This is a genomic window from Pseudomonas sp. TH15, from assembly GCF_016651105.1.
Lineage (GTDB): Bacteria > Pseudomonadota > Gammaproteobacteria > Pseudomonadales > Pseudomonadaceae > Aquipseudomonas.
Map to the genome: position 1 here is coordinate 1,360,079 of NZ_JAEKEL010000001.1, position 16,713 is coordinate 1,376,791.

Here is a 16,713-nt window from a genome sequence, read left to right on the forward strand (position 1 = left end):
GACAGCTTTAGGGGCGTTCTTAATTGGTTTGCGCAGCGTGGAAACTCATTGAGAACGCCCCCTAAGACTAGGCGCGTCAACATGTCGCGTCTAATCGCTAATACTGATCCGCCGATAGATGCCGTCGATCAAGACTCTATCAGCGATTTCTGATAAATCGCGAAACAGGCTTCCGCCAAGGCTGAACGCGGGGCGCTACGGCGCATGATCAGCCCCAGCCGGCCGAGGGTTTGAGCGTTTTCGATAGGTTGTAGGCGCAGGTGGTCGGTAAGGTTTTCGAGGCCGCCGTCCAACGGCATCACGGCGCAGCAGAACCCTCCGTGCACGGCTTGTAACAATTGATGGACCGCATCGGTTTGCAACAACGGCTGTGGCGTCAGCCCGCGGCTGTGGAAGTTGTGGTCGATGGATTGGCGAAAGTGCATGCCGCTGGTAAGCATTCCCAGGGGCAACTCAATCAGCGACTCCCAACTCAGCGGCGCCTCGCCGAACGTGTAAAAGCGCTGGTCGTAGAGCAACCCCATTCGGGTTTGGCTGAAGGCCAGGGAGTCAAAGCGTTCACCGTCGAGACGCTCCAGGTAGGACACGCCGAGGTCCAGCCGATTGTTCGCCAGTTGTTCGAGGATCTGTTCGGAACTCAGCGCCGAGAGTTCGAAGCGCAGGTTCGGGTGTTCGGCGTGCAGGCGCTGCATTAAAGGCAACGGATCGAAACTCGACAGCGGCACCACGCCCAACCGCAACGTACCCACCAGATTGCCGCGACAGGCTGCCGCCTCGGCCTGCAAACCGTCATAAGCCGCCAGCACTGTACGAGCCCAGGCCAGCACCCGCTCGCCCGGTGCGGTGAAGCCTTCAAAGCGCTGGCCGCGATTGACCAGCGGCAGCTCGAGTTCTTCTTCGAGGCTGCGCAGGCGCATGGACAGGGTCGGCTGAGTGATGTGACAGCGGGCGGCGGCCTGGCCGAAGTGCCGGGTTTCGTCGAGGGCGATGAGGAATTTGAGCTGCTTGATGTCCATCTTCGCTCCAGGGCGCGGTTAGGGCGGGGATTTTAGCGCTTGCGGCGGATCGACGTCATTGGTCGGGTTGGAACCGAGTCTTGCAACCTTGGTCTAGGCTTTTGCGTCTGGAAACTAAACCCCAAGGAGAGTGCACCATGAGCATTTTGAGCTTTGTGAAAGAAGCAGGCGAAAAGCTTCTTGATTTGCTGACACCGGGCAACGCTAATGCCAGTGATCAGTTGAAAGCGCACATCAAAGACGTCGGCCTGGGTAACCCGAATGTGCAGGCCACGGTGGATGGCGACAAGGTCACTGTCACCGGTGAAGTCGCAAGTCAGGAAGAGAAGGAAAAGATTCTGTTGGCCGTGGGCAATATCGCCGGCGTCGGCAGTGTGGACGATCAGATCACCGTGACCGGGCCGGTGGTGGTGGCCGCGAAGTTTGTCACGGTCGTGGCGGGCGACAGCCTCAGTAAAATTTCCCTGCGTGTGTACGGCGACGCCAATAAGTATCAGAAAATCTTCGACGCCAACAAACCAATGCTCAAGGATGTGAACAAGATCTATCCGGGGCAGTCGTTGCGGATTCCTGAATAATCTGCAAGATCCTGTGGTGAGGGGATTTATCCCCGTTGGACTGCGTAGCAGTCCCCTTGCTTCTTCAAGTGAAAAAACAGGGGGCCGCTACGCGGCCCAACGGGGATAAATCCCCTCGCCACAATGGATGTTCATAGGTTGCAGATGAGGTCGCGGTAGTCTTCGACCGCCGCAAACTCCGCCGTGTCCTTCGGCCCTTTACGGCTATCGGGCTCACGCACGGCCAACAAGTGCGCCACACCAAAATTGCGCGCACTGCGCAGGATCGGCAACGTATCGTCGATAAACAGGCTGCGCGCCGGGTCAAAGCCGATATCTGCCTGTAAGGCATCCCAGAACTGCGGGTTCTCCTTGGCGAAACCGTAATCATGCGAGCTGATCAACCGCTCGAAATACGGCGCCAGTTCAATTCGCTCCAGCTTCAACGAAAGCGAATCACGATGCGCGTTGGTGATCATGACCACACGCTTGCCAGCCTGTTTGATCGCCGCCAGAAACGTATCCGCATCCGGGCGCAGGGCAATCAGATGAGCGGTTTCCAGCTTCAGCTCGCGCACCGGAATTTTCAGCTCGGCGCTCCAGAAATCCAGGCAGTACCACTGCAACTGGCCGGCGTTACGCTCGAACAGTGGCTGCAACTCCATTTCCGCCATGGCCCGGCTCACCCCGTGCAACTCGGCATATCGCTGCGGCAGGTGTTCCATCCAGAAATGGTTGTCGTAGTGCAGGTCCAGCAGCGTGCCGTCCATATCCAGCAGAACAGTGTCGATGTCGCGCCAGGGCAGCAGGGACATAAAGAACTTCTCCAGCGGTAAAAAAGATATCCGAGGTAAACAATCAGGATAGGCCGGGTATAGTAACGCGTTCACGCCAAGGAGCCGTCTATGCGCCAGAAACCCACCGTACTCGCCCGCGAGATCGTCGCCACCAGCCGTTTATTCTGCGTCGAAGAGCTCAAGCTGCGCTTTTCCAATGGCGTGGAGCGCACTTACGAACGTCTGGTCGGCAAGGGTGCCGGGTATGGCGCGGTAATGATTGTGGCGATGCTCGATGCCGATCACGCGGTGCTGGTCGAAGAGTATTGCGGCGGCACCGATGAATACGAACTGTCCTTGCCTAAAGGCTTGATCGAACCCGGCGAAGACGTGCTGGCCGCCGCCGAACGCGAGCTCAAGGAAGAGGCCGGGTATGGCGCACGGCAGTTGGAGCATCTGACCGAGTTGTCGTTGTCGCCCGGTTACATGAGCCAGAAGATCCAGGTGGTCTTGGCCACCGATCTGTACGAAGAAAGCCTTGAGGGTGACGAGCCCGAGCCGATGCGGGTGGACAAGGTCAACCTGCGTGAGTTGTCGGCCTTGGCCCAGAACCCGCAATTCACTGAGGGCCGTGCCTTGGCGGCGCTGTATCTGGCCCGAGACTTATTGACCCAACGTGGGGTGTTTTTGCCATGAATTTGAATTTTCCCCATCCGTTGATGGCGCCAGTGGTTGAACTGGCATTGAAGGCGGGTGACGCGATCCTGCCGTTTTGGCGAAACGACGTTGCTGTTACTGCAAAGTCCGATAGCTCGCCGGTGACGGCGGCTGATTTGGCAGCTCACCATGTGATCGTGGATGGGCTAACCGCGCTGGATCCGAGCATTCCGATACTCTCCGAAGAAGACGCCAACATCCCCCAAAGCGTACGCGCCGGGTGGCAGCGTTGGTGGCTGGTGGACCCGTTGGACGGGACCAAAGAGTTCATCTCCGGCAGTGAAGAATTTACCGTCAACATCGCGCTGATCGAGCAGGGCCGCGTGGTGTTTGGCGTGGTGTCGATGCCGACCAACGGGCGTTTCTATGTCGGTGGCACCGGGTTGGGGGCGTGGCGGGGTGATGCAGGCGAAACACCGTTGCCGATTCAGGTTCGCGACGTACCGGCGGCGGGCGAGGCGTTTACCGTGGTCGCCAGTCGTCGACATTCCAGCCCTGAACAGGAGCGGTTGCTGGCGGGGTTGAGTGAGAGCCTGGGTGAGCTGCAATTGGCGAACTTCGGCAGTTCGCTGAAATTTTGTATGTTGGCGGAAGGGGCGGCGGATTGTTATCCGCGCCTGGCGCCGACGTCTCAGTGGGACACCGCGGCGGCGCAAGGTGTGCTGGAAGGGGCGGGCGGTGAGGTGCTGGATTTGAGTGGTGCGCCGTTTAGTTATCCGGCGCGGGAATCTCTGCTGAATGAGTTCTTTTTGGCGTTGCCGGCGAAGGCTGCGTGGCGGGCGAAGTTGTTGGAGTTGGCGCGGGGTTAAGTGAGCTGATCCAGACTTCCCTCACCCCAGCCCTCTCCTCCAGGAGAGGGAGCCGATCTTCATGCGCTTCAAAACCTGAGTTCGACTCGATATCTCAGGTCGATGCAAATCGAGAGAACAACCCGGTCAGTCCCCTCTCCCTCCGGGAGAAGGCTAGGGTGAGGGGCTTTTGATTGTCAGCGGTGCAAAACATACTGGCCACAAAACGTCACCGCATCGATATCACTCCCGACATTGACGATTCGCGTCTGCAACACCAATCGCGCCCGCCCATAGCGCTCATACATCGCCAAAAACTTCTTCCAGACCGCCGCACTCGGCGCCTGGCAAATTGCCGTGGCATCGGTCGTCACTGGCAGCGGATAGCTGATGTGCCCTTCCTGAATCACGATGTGCCCGTCTTCAATGCCTTCTTCACGCAGACGCAAATGCAGCCAGCCCCAACCGGCCAGCACGGCGCCGCAATACAGGCTGCCGCCGAACATGGTGCTCTTGTGATTGACGTTGGCGTCCAGCGGCAAGTGCAGGCGCAGTTGCTGGTCGTGCCAGTCGAGCACCTTGAGGCCCATGTCCCGGGTGAGCGGGATGTCGTGGTGCAGGATTGATTCCAGATAACGACTGTCTGTGCTCATTCGTTTTCATCCCCGTGGCTGCTGTCGCCGAAGTTCAGACCGTGCTTGCGCAGTTTGTCGTGCAGGGTCTTGCGCGGAATGCCCAAGGCCTCGGCGAGGCTGCGCACCGAGCTGTGAGAGCGCGCCAGTTCGGCGGCAATCAGGGTTTTTTCGAAGTTTTCCACCTGCTCGCTCAGGCCACCGTCGATGACCTCAACTGTCGCGCCGCTACCACCTTCGGCAGCGCTGTTGTCCAGTTCCAGTTCCAGTCCCAGGGCAAAGCGTTCGGCGGCGTTTTGCAGTTCGCGCACGTTGCCCGGCCAGGCGTGACGCAGCAACAGCGCCCGTTGCCCCGGCTGCAGTTCGTGGGGCGGTAAACCGTGGCGGGTGCTGGCTTCGTCGGCGAAATGCTGGAACAGCACCAGTGCATCTTCGCCACGTTCGCGCAGCGGTGGAATGCGCAGCGGTGCGACGTTCAGCCGGTAATACAAGTCGGCCCGGAAGCGCCCTTGATCGGCGGCCTGGCGCAGGTCTTCCTTGGTGGCGGCGATGACGCGGATGTCCAACGGGATCAGTTGATTGCCGCCGAGACGTTCGACCACGCGCTCCTGCAACATGCGCAGCAGCTTCACTTGCACATCCAGGGTCATGCTTTCGATTTCATCGAGGAACAACGTGCCGCCATTGGCGAATTCGAACTTGCCGATGCGGCGTTTTTGCGCGCCGGTAAACGCGCCGGGCTCGTGACCGAACAGCTCGCTTTCCACCACCGATTCGGCCAGCGCCCCGGCGTTGATCGCCACGAACGGGCCGTTACGACGACTCGACAAGTCGTGCAGCGCCCGGGCCACCACTTCTTTACCGGCACCGGTTTCACCGAGTATCAACACGTCGGCCCTGGTCGCCGCCAGTGCACCGATTTGCTCGCGCAAACGCAGCATCGGCGCCGATTGCCCGACCAGTCGGGCGCTCAATTCATTGCGGTCACTCAGGGCCAGGCGCAGGCTGCGGTTGTCCAGTACCAGCCGGCGCAAGGCCAGGGCGCGGCGCACGCTGTCGAGCAGGGCGTCGCTGGCGAAAGGTTTTTCCAGAAAGTCATAGGCCCCGGCGCGCATCGCTTGCACGGCCAGCGGAACATCGCCGTGGCCGGTGATCAGCAGCACCGGTAGCTCCGGGTCTTGGGCGTGGAGTTCGCTCAGCAACTCGAGGCCGTCCATGCCGGGCATGCGGATGTCACTGACCACCACGCCCGGCCAGTCGCGCTCCAGTTGCCCGGCCAGGCCCTTGGCTTCGGCCAGCGGCAGGATCTTCAGGCCGGCCAGGTCCAGGGTCTGGCTCAAGGCCTGGCGCAAGTGCGGATCATCGTCGATCAACACGACCTGGATGCGGTTATCGATGGTCATGCACTTCGGTCCTCGGACGGTTGCAGGCTCACGCCGGGTGCGCCTGCGCGTAGCTTCAAGGTAATCAGGGCGCCGCCCTCCTTATGGTTGGCGAACGACAGTTCACCACCGAAGGCGCGCATCAGGGTGTCGCAGATCGCCAGCCCCAGCCCAAGACCCTGAGTGCGGGTCTTTGTGGTGTAGAAGGGCTCGCCGGCGCGACCCAGCGCTTCCAGGCAAAACCCGGGGCCGTTGTCGCGAATGTACAGGTTGACGCCGTCGGCGGTGGATTGGGCACTCAGCCAGAGTTTGCGCGGCGGACCTTTTTCGGTCAGGGCGTCGAGGGCGTTGGCCAATAGGTTGCCGAGCACCTGACGCAATCGGGTTTCCCCGGCCTCGACCCACAGCGTGGCGGCTGGCAGGTCACGGATCAGCTCGACTTCCATGCTCCGTCGACGCTTGGCCAGTAACGCCAGGGCGTCATCCAGCGCTGGTTGCAGGGCGACGCTTTCCGGGGCGTGGCGATCGCGGCGAGCGAAGGCGCGCAGGTGCGCAATGATCGAGGCCATGCGCCCGGTCAGTTCACTGATCAGCTTGAGGTTGCCGCGGGCATCGTCGGTGCGCTGATGATCGAGTAACACTTCGGCGTTTTCTGCGTAGCTGCGGATCGCCGCCAGCGGTTGATTGAGTTCGTGGCTGATGCTCGCCGACATCGTCCCCAGTGCCGACAGCTTGCCGGCCTGTACCAAGTCATCCTGGGCGCGCACCAGTTCTTGCTGGGCGTGTTCGCGTTCCAGCACTTCCTGTTTCAGGCGTCGGTTGAGGCCTTCAAGGTCGCTGGTGCGCTCGGCCACCCGGTCTTCGAGTTCGCGGCGGGCCTTGGCTTCGAAGGCGATCCGCTCCAGATAATGGCGGCGGCGCTGCATCATCAGACCGAGCAACAGCATCAATACCAGCAGCGTCGCGCCACCGATGGCCACGACCGTGCGCACCGGGCGGTCGATCAGGGTGCGGGGCGCAAGGATGCTGACGCTCCAGCCGGTTTCCTCGATTCGCTGGGTCTGGGTTAACCAAGCGTTGGTGTTGAGCTTCAACGGCCTGGAATCGCGGGTCGGGTAGGGTTGGATCGCGGTGATGGCTTTGTTCTCTTCATCACTCAAGTCGCGGGTGGAGCGAAAACGCCACTCGGGCCGCGACGTGAGAATGACCACGCCGTTGTGATCGGTCAGCAGCAGTTGTTCGGGGGTTTTGCCCCAGAGGCTTTCGGTGTGATCGAGATCGACCTTGACCACCAGCACGCCGACGACTTTCTCGCCCTCGCGTACGGCGGCAGCGAAGAAGTAACCACGTTTGGCCGAGGTGGTGCCCAGCCCGAAAAAGCGCCCGAGCCGCCCGGCCATGGCTTCGCTGAAGTACGGCCGGAAGGAAAAATTACGCCCGACGAAACTGTCGTGTTTGTCCCAGTTTGAGGCCGCCAGTGTCTTGCCGGTGGTGTCCATCAGGTACATGACTTCGGCGCCGGTCTGGGCGCTGATGTTTTTCAGCAAGCGGTTGGCGTTGCCCTGAGTGACGCCATCGTCGGGCGCGCCCAGTACGGCGCGCAGGGCGGGCAGGTCGCCGAGAATCTGTGGCAGTACTTCATAGCGGTGCAGGGTGCCCAGCAGGTTGGCGACGTAGAGGTCGAGGGTCTGACGGTTCTGCCCGGCCAGCTCGCTACGGTAGTAACGCTCGGCCAGATGCTGCAGCGGCCACAGCAACGGCGCCAGGCACAGCGCGAGCAGGGCCAGGCTGCGCCAGCGGGGTCTGCGGGGGAGGGTTGGAGTCATGAGCATCTAGCGCCTGGGGGGACAGGCGCATTATGCCTAGGGTTGCGGGCGCAGTCTGCGTAACCGGGGCCGGCGTGCTGTTGAAATGAAGTTTCAGACAGCGTTTCAGGAAAAGACGTCAGCGTCCTTGAAGAACGCGGCGGCCGCGTCCTTGCCCGACAGTTTTGGCGCTTCGTCCAGTTGCCAGTCGATGCCCAGGTCCGGGTCGTCCCAACGAATGCTGCGCTCGGCCGACGGGGTGTAGTAGTCGGTGGTCTTGTAGAGGAACTCGGCGAATTCGCTCAGCACCACGAAGCCGTGGGCGAAACCTTCTGGCACCCACAGTTGACGATGGTTGTCGGCGGACAAACGTACCGCCACCCATTTGCCGAAGTTCGGCGAGCTGCGACGGATGTCCACGGCCACGTCGAGCACTTCGCCGGCAGTGACACGAACCAATTTGCCTTGGGTATTTTCCAGTTGGTAATGCAGGCCACGTAGCACGCCTTTTTGCGAACGCGAATGGTTGTCCTGAACGAATTGTGTGTTCAGGCCGGTCGCTTCTTCAAAAGCCTTGGCGTTGAAGCTTTCGTAAAAGAAACCGCGCTCGTCGCCAAACACCTTGGGCTCGATGATCAAAACACCGGGCAGGTCGGTGGTGACTACATTCATGGGGTTTCTCCAGCAATGGACATTGATGTGTCGACATTCTTGCGCAAAGTGCCGTCCGGTGCGAGTCCTGCGATTGTCTTTTGCTTTGCGCCGATCAGGGCGGGGGTTGCGTCTCGCTCCAAGCGGTGGCGATATAAGCGCCTAATAAAATTTCAGGGGTCGTTGTATGCCGCTCGCCACGTTGCTTCACCGTGTCAGTTTGCCCAGCCCGCAAGTGTCTGCGGAGCAAGCACTAGAGCTGTTGCAGGCACATTACGGGTTGAACGGGGTATTGCAGCCCTTGGGCAGTCAGCAGGATCTCAACTTTCGCGTCGACAGCGATCGCGGTCGTTTCGTCCTGAAAATTTGTCGTGGCGACTACTCGGCGCTCGAGTTGCAGGCCCAGCACGCAGGGCTCAAGCATTTGGCCGAACATAGCGGTGTGGATGTGCCGCGGGTGATTCCAGCCAACAATGGCGCAGACCTGCTCTCGCTGGAAGTCGGCGGTCAGCCTGTCCATATGCGGCTGCTGGATTACATTGAAGGCCAGTCGTTGACGCACCTCGATTACTTGCCGGGATCGGTGGTAGCCGGATTTGGCCGGCTCTGCGGCGAAATGGATCTGGCCTTGGCCGCTTTCGACCATCCAGGCCTTGAACGTACCCTTCAATGGGACGCCCGCCACGCCAACGCATTGATCGCCCATTTGTTGCCAGTCATCCAGGATGATCAGCAACGCGCGTTGATTGCCGAGGCCGCCGAACAGGCAGAACGACGTTTGCTGCCGTTAGTGGCGAAGCTGCCGGTGCAGGCAATTCATATGGACATCACCGATGACAACGTGGTCTGGCAGCGGGATTCAAAACGCCAGTGGCAGTTGCAAGGGGTGATCGATTTTGGCGATCTGATTCGTACCTGGCGCATTACCGATCTGTCGGTGACGTGCGCGGCGCTGCTGCATCACGCCGATGGCGATCCGTTTTACATCTTGCCGGCGGTTCAGGCCTATCACGCGGTCAATCCGTTGCAGTATGAAGAGCTGCTGGCGCTCTGGCCGCTGATCGTGGCCCGCGCGGCGGTGCTGGTGCTCAGTGGCGAGCAGCAGGTCAGCATCGATCCGGGCAACGCCTACAGTCGCGACAATCTCACTCATGAGTGGGAAATTTTCCGCGTTGCTACATCGGTGCCGTTGGCGCTGATGGAAGCGGCGATCCTGACCGCCGTCGGCCAGAGCCTGCCGAGTATTGGCAGGGAAGGGTTTGCGCCGTTATTGCCGGGTCTGGTGGGGTGCGAGTTTGCCTTGATCGATCTGGGCGTGCTCAGTCCACATTTCGAGGCTGGTAACTGGGAGCAAGCGGGTATCGATCGGCGTCTGCTGACCGAAGCGGCGGCAGCCCACGGTTTGGCGGCTAGCCGTTATGGTCAATATCGTTTGTCCCGTACCCGGCCGGACAGTGCCGCAGAACCGGACACTTGCCCGCTGCACGTCGAGCTACGAGTGCCCCACGGTACGACGGTCGAGTCACCGTTTGCCGGTGTCGTCCACCAGCCGGAAGTGGGTGTGCTGCAACTGGATGGCCCGCAACTGAGCGTGCGTCTGTGGGGCGTCACGCCGTCGCTGCATACCGGTGCGGCGCTGGTCAAAGGTCAGGTGCTGGGTTCGGTCAGCGGGTCTTTGGTCGTGCAGTTGAGCCGTGTGGCTTCGCTCAACGCTCCGTTGTTTTGTACGCCGTCACGCGCGGCGGCCTGGCAAGCGTTGTGCCCTTCGCCCGCAGCCTTGCTTGGGCTGGCCTGTGACGCTGAAGCAGAGCTTGATTCGCAGACATTGCTGGCCCGTCGCGACGCCAGTTTCGCCCGCACCCAAAAACACTATTACGTCGACCCGCCACGCATCGAGCGCGGCTGGCGCAATCACCTGATCGACATGCAGGGCCGCTCCTACCTCGACATGCTCAACAACGTCGCGGTGCTGGGGCACGGTCATCCACGCATGGCTGCCGTCGCCAGCCGTCAGTGGTCGATGCTCAACACCAACTCGCGGTTTAACTACGCGGCGGTTGCCGAGTTCTCCGAGCGCCTGTTGAAGTTGTCGCCGGATTCCATGGACCGGGTATTCCTGGTCAACAGTGGCAGCGAGGCCAACGACCTGGCGATTCGCTTGGCCTGGGCCTACAGCGGCGGTCGGGACATGCTCAGCGTGCTCGAGGCCTATCACGGCTGGACGGTGGGCGCGGACGCGGTCTCGACCTCGATTGCCGACAACCCGAAAGCCTTGAGCAGCCGCCCTGACTGGGTGCATCCGGTGACTGCGCCGAACACCTATCGCGGCGAATTCCGTGGCCCGGACAGCGCGCCGGACTATGTGCGCAGTGTCGAACACAACCTGGCGAAAATCGCCGAGCAGAAACGCCAGTTGGCCGGTTTCATCTGCGAACCGGTTTATGGCAATGCCGGCGGTATCTCGTTGCCGCCTGGGTATTTGCAGCAGGTGTATGCGTTGGTCCGCGCTCAGGGCGGTGTGTGCATCGCCGACGAAGTACAGGTTGGTTACGGCCGCATGGGCCACTTCTTCTGGGGCTTCGAAGAGCAGGGCGTGGTGCCGGACATCATCACCATGGCCAAGGGCATGGGCAACGGCCAGCCACTGGGCGCAGTGATCACCCGCCGGGAAATCGCCGAAGCGCTGGAGGCCGAGGGTTACTTCTTTTCGTCGGCGGGCGGTAGCCCAGTCAGTTGCCAGGTCGGCATGGCGGTGCTCGATGTGATGGAAGAGGAAAAGCTTTGGGAGAACGCACAGGTCGTCGGTGGCTATTTCAAGCAACGGCTTGAAGCGCTGATCGAAACTCATCCGTTGGTGGGTGCGGTACATGGGTCGGGCTTCTACTTGGGTGTGGAGCTGATCCGTAACCGTGAAACCCTGGAGCCGGCGACTGAAGAAACCACGGCGCTGTGTGACCGGTTGCGTGAGCTGGGGATTTTCATGCAGCCGACGGGCGATTATCTGAACGTCCTGAAGATCAAACCACCGATGGTGACCTCGCGCCAGAGCGTGGATTTCTTTGTCGACATGCTCTCGAAGGTGCTCGCAGAGGGCCTGTAAACACCTACCCCTATTGTGGGAGTGAGCCTGCTCGCGATAGCGGTGGAACATGCACCATTGATGCTGACTGGGCCACCGCTATCGCGAGCAGGATGGTGTTTAAGTTCGATTGTTATCGGCTTTATCTGGGTCAATTTAGACAGAAGGCATATCAACAGCTTTTAAAGCAGATATTTATCGGCTATAAAGTCGCCATTGCCCACGGTGTGATCAACCACGCCCGGTGCTTCTCTTTCTGTCATTGGTCGTCGTCACACTCGACCTTCAAGCAATTGCCCAGGAGATGATTCATGAGCCGTATCGTTACCGTCGCCGCTACCCAGATGGCTTGTTCCTGGGACCTTGAAGCCAACATCGAGACCGCTGAGAAGCTGGTCCGTGAGGCCGCGGCCAAAGGTGCGCAGATCATCCTGATCCAGGAACTGTTCGAGGCCCCGTACTTCTGCCAGAAACCGAACCCTGAATACCTGCAACTGGCCACAACCGTCGAAGACAACATCGCCATCAAGCACTTCCAGAAAGTCGCCAAAGAACTGCAAGTGGTGCTGCCGATCAGCTTCTACGAACTGGCCGGCCGCGCGCGATTCAACAGCATCGCGATCATCGATGCCGACGGTGCCAACCTCGGGATTTATCGTAAAAGCCACATCCCGGACGGCCCTGGCTACCACGAGAAGTACTACTTCAACCCGGGCGATACCGGCTTCAAAGTCTGGAACACCCGTTACGCGAAAATCGGCGTGGGCATTTGCTGGGACCAGTGGTTCCCGGAGTGCGCCCGCAGCATGGCGTTGCTCGGCGCGGAAATCCTGTTCTACCCGACCGCCATCGGCAGCGAGCCGCACGACAAGACCATTTCCTCCCGTGACCACTGGCAGCGTGTGCAACAGGGCCATGCCGGCGCCAACCTGATGCCGCTGATCGCCAGCAACCGCATCGGCAACGAAGAGCAGGACGGCTACGACATTACCTTCTACGGCTCGTCGTTCATCGCCAACCAGTTTGGCGAGAAGGTCCAGGAACTCAACCAGACCGAAGAAGGCGTGCTGGTTCAAAGTTTCGACCTCGACGAGCTGGAGCACATCCGCAGTGCTTGGGGCTCGTTCCGTGATCGTCGCCCGAACCTATACAATGCGATCAAAACCCTCGACGGTTCCCTGGAGTCCTGATCCCATGACCACATTACACAGCACCCCACGCGCCGACGGCTTCTACATGCCGGCCGAGTGGGCAGCACAAACCCAGACCTGGATGATCTGGCCCGAGCGCCCGGACAACTGGCGTCTGGGTGGCAAACCGGCGCAAACCGCACACGTCGCAGTGGCCAAGGCCATCGCCCGTTTTGAGCCGGTGACCGTCGCGGTTTCCGCCGGTCAGTACGAAAACGCCCGCGCCCGTCTGGATGTGCCGAATATTCGTGTTGTCGAGATGTCCAGCGACGACGCCTGGGTCCGCGACACCGGCCCAACCTTCGTCATCAATAACAGTGGTGAAGTCCGTGGTGTGAACTGGGACTTCAACTCGTGGGGCGGTTTTGATGGCGGTCTGTACTCGCCGTGGAACCGTGACTCGCAGGTGGGCGGCAAGATCCTTGAGATCGAGCGCAGCCAGCGCTACCGCACCGAGGGCTTCGTGCTCGAAGGCGGTTCTATTCATGTCGATGGCGAAGGCACGCTGATCACCACCGAAGAATGCCTGCTCAACCGCAATCGTAATCCGCACCTCAACCGTGCAGACATCGAAGCGGTGCTCAGCGCGAATCTGGCTGTGGATAAAATCATCTGGCTGCCGGACGGTTTGTTCAACGACGAAACCGACGGTCATGTGGATAACTTCTGCTGCTACGTGCGCCCAGGTGAAGTATTGCTGGCCTGGACCGATGACCCGCAGGACCCGAACTACCCGCGCTGCCAGGCGGCGATGAAAGTGCTGGAAAGCAGCACCGACGCCAAAGGTCGCCCATTCACGGTGCACAAAATGCCGATTCCGGGGCCGCTGTATGCAACCGAGGAAGAGTGCGCGGGTGTCGATCCGGTGGACGGCACACAGGAGCGCAATCCGACCGTTCGTCTGGCCGGTTCCTACGTGAACTTCCTGATCGTCAACGGCGGCATCATCGCACCAAGCTTCGACGACCCGCTGGATGGCCCGGCGAAAGAGATTCTTCAGGGCCTGTTTCCGCAGCACGAAGTGGTGATGGTGCCGGGCCGCGAACTGTTACTGGGAGGCGGGAACATCCACTGCCTTACCCAACAGCAGCCCGCGCCGCACAAGGAGTGAGTGGGGTTGTAACAGCTTGAGTTGATTGCATATTCAACCAGGCAGCAATTGCCGCACAGCGCATGAGAGAAAGCCCGCAGCCCGTCAGGACTGCGGGCTTTTTTGTATCCACTCATCGACACCTAAGAAATATTGGCACAGCTCTTGTATCTGTGATGGTGCAAAACAGGGAGGGGAGAGCTGCGATGTTCTGTCATAAACCTTGGATAAGTTAGCCGCTCACAAACCGGGAGAGAGCGCTGAAATGAACGCCGAAGTGAATGTAGTGAGCGAGCGGACATTGCATCCCCTGGCAGTCAATAGCGAATCGCTCCAGATCCTTGCGCACTGGTTGAAATCCAATGGAACGCGTCAGATCAGGGAACCTGATCCGCGCCGGATGATGATCGAGCGCTACCCCGCTGGTTTATTCAGCGAGGCGGAGCTGGAAGCGTTGTGGGATGTGATGGAAGGATAAAAAAGAAAAACAACGGATTGATAAAAGCGCTGCCGGGAAGGCGGCGCTTTTTTATGGGCGAAGATTTTTTTGATCACTGGAGATCAACTGTGGGAGCGGGTGGAGTCTGGTCGGGTCCGCTTCGGGCTCAAGTCGTTGCGGTTGTCGGTCACCCCGGGCATTCGACCGATTCTTGAAACAGACTGAAATCCATTCCGGCGTTTTTCCGCAACGGCCTGAGGACTAGTCTGCCGGCATCGAGTTTTCCTACTTCTTTGCCGGAGCCTTCCCATGATCCTTCATTACATTTACGACCCGTTGTGTGGCTGGTGCTACGGGGCAAAACCGTTGGTGCAAGCGGCCCAAACCGTCCTGCCAGTGATTGCCCATGGCGGTGGGATGATGAGCGGCGCCAATCGCCAGATCGTCTCGCCACAATTGCGCAACTATGTGATGCCCCATGATCGGCGCATCGCCGAGTACACCGGCCAGCCGTTCGGTGAGGCCTATTTCGAAGGATTGCTGCGCGATCACTCCGCGGTTTTCGATTCGACGCCACCGATTGCCGCCGTCATGGCAGCGCAGTCAATTAACGGAGGCGGGCTGCAGATGCTGGGACGGTTGCAAACTGCACACTATGTAGAAGGACGGCGAATTGCCGATTCAACCGTGCTGTTGGAATTGGCGATGGAGATGGGTTATGCACAAGAACACTTCCACATTGCGTTTGAATCCGTTGATAGCCAGGCGCACATAAAAGTCAGCCGCCAATTGTTGGCTCAATTGGGCGGCCAGGGGTTTCCAACGTTCGCTCTGGAAAACAACGGACAGTTCCAACTGCTCGACATCAGTTCCTGGCTGGGCAAGCCGCAGGCCTTTGCCGATTGGTTGAAACAGTCGATGAGCATCGATGGGACAAGCAAATCATCAGCACTTTGTGGACTCGACGGATGTGTGTGACGGGCGCTGTATTCACTGACAGTGGGCATTTGCGTGCAAGGAGTCAGCGCTAAATTTATGTTTCTTAGACGTTTTTCACCTATTCACAGACGATTCATGAAATTGACACAGGGTTAAGGGCGCGGATAGGATTCGCGCCAACGCCTGTGGCCGACCGCCACGACTCACAAAACAATAAAAGGCCCGCCGCGATTTTTCGTGGGCGGGCCTTTTGTTTTTGGGTGAAAAAAGAGCGCGACAGCGCCGTTTCAGCCGTTCGGCACAGCGCGTATCAACCGGTAATAAGGAAAATAATATGTTGAACAAGCGAATCAGCCTGATCGCTCTGGGGATGTTGAGCGCTACACAAGCCATGGCTAACGACCAGGCCGAATCCAAGGGTTTTGTTGAAGACAGCAGCCTCAAAGTGCTGCTGCGCAACGCCTACATCAATCGTGATTACAAAGACGGCAACCCGGATAAATCCGAGTGGGGCCAAGCGGCCATCGGTACGTTCTCGTCCGGTTTCACCCAAGGCACCGTCGGTGTCGGTGTGAATGCTTTCGGTCTGTACGCACTTAACCTGGAGCGCAGCGAAGATCGCAGCGGTGCCCAAGGTATCGATTTCTTCAAAAAGGGCGACAGCGGCAGCCCGGCCAACGACCTTTCCAAGGGCGGCGCAGCGGTCAAGTTCCGTCTGTCCAGCACCACGCTGACCTACGGCGACCAGATGCCGGAATTGCCGGTGCTGAACTACGACAACTCGCGCCTGCTGCCAGAAAGCTACACCGGCACGCTGATCACCTCCAAAGAGATCCAGGGCCTGGTGCTGAACGCCGGTCGCTTCACCGCCGAATCGCGTAAGAGCGCTGAAGGCCGTGACAGTGGTGGCTTGAAGTCGATTAACGTATTGGGCGGTAGCTACCAGTTCACCGAACAGTTCAAGGCTGCGGTTTACGCTTCCGACGTCGAAGACGTGCTGAAGAAGCAATACGTGAACGCCAATTACGTGTTCCCGATCGACAAGGATCAGTCCCTGACCCTGGACTTCAACGGCTACCGCACCAAGCTGGACGATTCCTACGTCCGTGAAAACGGTATCACCGGCGACGACAACAAGATCTGGAGCCTGGCAGCGACTTTTGCCACCGGCCCGCACTCGTTCACCGTTGCTCACCAGCGCAGCACTGGCGACAGCAACCTGGGCTACGCCTACGGCGGCTATCAGAAAGACCAGGGTCGTGTCGGCGACGGTGGCAACACCATCTACCTGTCCAACTCTTACTGGTCCGACTTCAATGCTGAAGACGAACGCAGCTGGCAACTGGGCTACGGCCTGGACTTCGGCGCTTTCGGCGTTCCGGGTCTGAGCTACAACTTCGCCTATGTGCGCGGTGACAACATCACCACGTCCACCAGCGAAGGCGGGACCGAGCGCGAGATCTTCAACCAGTTCAAGTACGTCGTGCAAAGTGGCCCGGCCAAAGACCTGAGCGTGAAACTGCGCAGCTCGATCCTGCGCGTGTCGCAGAAATCCAGCGAGTACAACGTCAGCGGTAACGAAGTACGTGTGTTCGTGGATTACCCGATCAACATCTTCTGATGATCGGCTGAGTTGATAAAACTCACTAAAA

The 16,713-nt window shown here is 59.6% G+C and carries 15 protein-coding genes; 9 read left to right on the plus strand and 6 right to left on the minus strand.

Going from position 1 to position 16,713, the window contains the following annotated elements; translation table 11 throughout:
• Positions 1-128: 128 nt before the first annotated feature.
• Entirely contained in the window at positions 129-1,016 is an 888-nt protein-coding gene (locus JFT87_RS06160) for a LysR family transcriptional regulator (RefSeq protein WP_201199739.1), read from the minus strand.
• 137 nt (positions 1,017-1,153) lie between these two features.
• On the opposite strand from JFT87_RS06160, the gene lysM reads away from it, so the two are divergent.
• On the plus strand, positions 1,154-1,594 hold the full coding sequence (gene lysM, locus JFT87_RS06165; protein WP_201199740.1) for a peptidoglycan-binding protein LysM: 441 nt from the start codon (positions 1,154-1,156) through the stop codon (positions 1,592-1,594).
• 131 nt (positions 1,595-1,725) lie between these two features.
• Here the strand turns inward: lysM and yrfG are convergent, their stop codons facing one another.
• The gene (gene yrfG / locus JFT87_RS06170) at positions 1,726-2,388 is read right to left on the minus strand and encodes a GMP/IMP nucleotidase (RefSeq protein WP_201199741.1); all 663 of its coding nucleotides are present in this window, start codon (positions 2,386-2,388) and stop codon (positions 1,726-1,728) included.
• Between the two features lie 90 nt (positions 2,389-2,478).
• Between yrfG and nudE the strand changes: the two genes are divergently transcribed.
• Positions 2,479-3,045 (plus strand): ADP compounds hydrolase NudE, encoded by a 567-nt coding sequence (gene nudE / locus JFT87_RS06175; RefSeq protein WP_054047735.1) that lies wholly within the window; start codon positions 2,479-2,481, stop codon positions 3,043-3,045.
• A complete protein-coding gene (gene cysQ, locus JFT87_RS06180) occupies positions 3,042-3,875 on the plus strand; it encodes a 3'(2'),5'-bisphosphate nucleotidase CysQ (protein WP_201199742.1) in 834 nt (277 codons plus the stop codon). The genes nudE and cysQ overlap by 4 nt, the downstream gene beginning before the upstream one ends.
• A 176-nt stretch (positions 3,876-4,051) precedes the next feature.
• Here cysQ and JFT87_RS06185 read toward each other — a convergent pair whose 3' ends face one another.
• The 4 genes from JFT87_RS06185 to rfbC form a co-directional block, all read right to left on the minus strand.
• The gene (locus JFT87_RS06185) at positions 4,052-4,507 is read right to left on the minus strand and encodes a YiiD C-terminal domain-containing protein (protein ID WP_201199743.1); all 456 of its coding nucleotides are present in this window, start codon (positions 4,505-4,507) and stop codon (positions 4,052-4,054) included.
• Positions 4,504-5,889, minus strand: a complete 1,386-nt coding sequence (locus tag JFT87_RS06190) for a sigma-54-dependent transcriptional regulator (protein WP_201199744.1) — start codon at positions 5,887-5,889, stop codon at positions 4,504-4,506. The genes JFT87_RS06185 and JFT87_RS06190 overlap by 4 nt, the downstream gene beginning before the upstream one ends.
• Complete coding sequence (locus JFT87_RS06195) at positions 5,886-7,694, minus strand: sensor histidine kinase (RefSeq protein WP_201199746.1); 1,809 nt, start codon at positions 7,692-7,694, stop codon at positions 5,886-5,888. The genes JFT87_RS06190 and JFT87_RS06195 overlap by 4 nt, the downstream gene beginning before the upstream one ends.
• 105 nt (positions 7,695-7,799) lie before the next feature.
• The gene (gene rfbC, locus JFT87_RS06200; protein WP_201199748.1) at positions 7,800-8,345 is read right to left on the minus strand and encodes a dTDP-4-dehydrorhamnose 3,5-epimerase; all 546 of its coding nucleotides are present in this window, start codon (positions 8,343-8,345) and stop codon (positions 7,800-7,802) included.
• 166 nt (positions 8,346-8,511) lie between these two features.
• Here rfbC and JFT87_RS06205 point away from each other — a divergent pair, with 166 nt between their 5' ends.
• The 6 genes from JFT87_RS06205 (at position 8,512) to JFT87_RS06230 (ending at position 16,682) form a co-directional block, all read left to right on the plus strand.
• Positions 8,512-11,424, plus strand: coding sequence for an aminotransferase (locus tag JFT87_RS06205; RefSeq protein ID WP_201199750.1), 2,913 nt, complete (start codon positions 8,512-8,514; stop codon positions 11,422-11,424).
• A gap of 290 nt (positions 11,425-11,714) precedes the next feature.
• On the plus strand, positions 11,715-12,593 hold the full coding sequence (gene aguB, locus JFT87_RS06210) for an N-carbamoylputrescine amidase (RefSeq protein WP_201199751.1): 879 nt from the start codon (positions 11,715-11,717) through the stop codon (positions 12,591-12,593).
• Positions 12,594-12,597: 4 nt separating this feature from the next.
• Positions 12,598-13,704, plus strand: coding sequence for an agmatine deiminase (aguA, locus tag JFT87_RS06215; RefSeq protein ID WP_201199753.1), 1,107 nt, complete (start codon positions 12,598-12,600; stop codon positions 13,702-13,704).
• A 244-nt stretch (positions 13,705-13,948) separates the two neighbouring features.
• On the plus strand, positions 13,949-14,161 hold the full coding sequence (locus JFT87_RS06220; protein WP_123598111.1) for a hypothetical protein: 213 nt from the start codon (positions 13,949-13,951) through the stop codon (positions 14,159-14,161).
• Between the two features lie 270 nt (positions 14,162-14,431).
• Positions 14,432-15,100, plus strand: coding sequence for a DsbA family protein (locus JFT87_RS06225; protein WP_201199755.1), 669 nt, complete (start codon positions 14,432-14,434; stop codon positions 15,098-15,100).
• 295 nt (positions 15,101-15,395) lie between these two features.
• Complete coding sequence (locus JFT87_RS06230) at positions 15,396-16,682, plus strand: OprD family porin (protein WP_201199757.1); 1,287 nt, start codon at positions 15,396-15,398, stop codon at positions 16,680-16,682.
• The last annotated feature ends 31 nt before the right edge of the window (positions 16,683-16,713 follow it).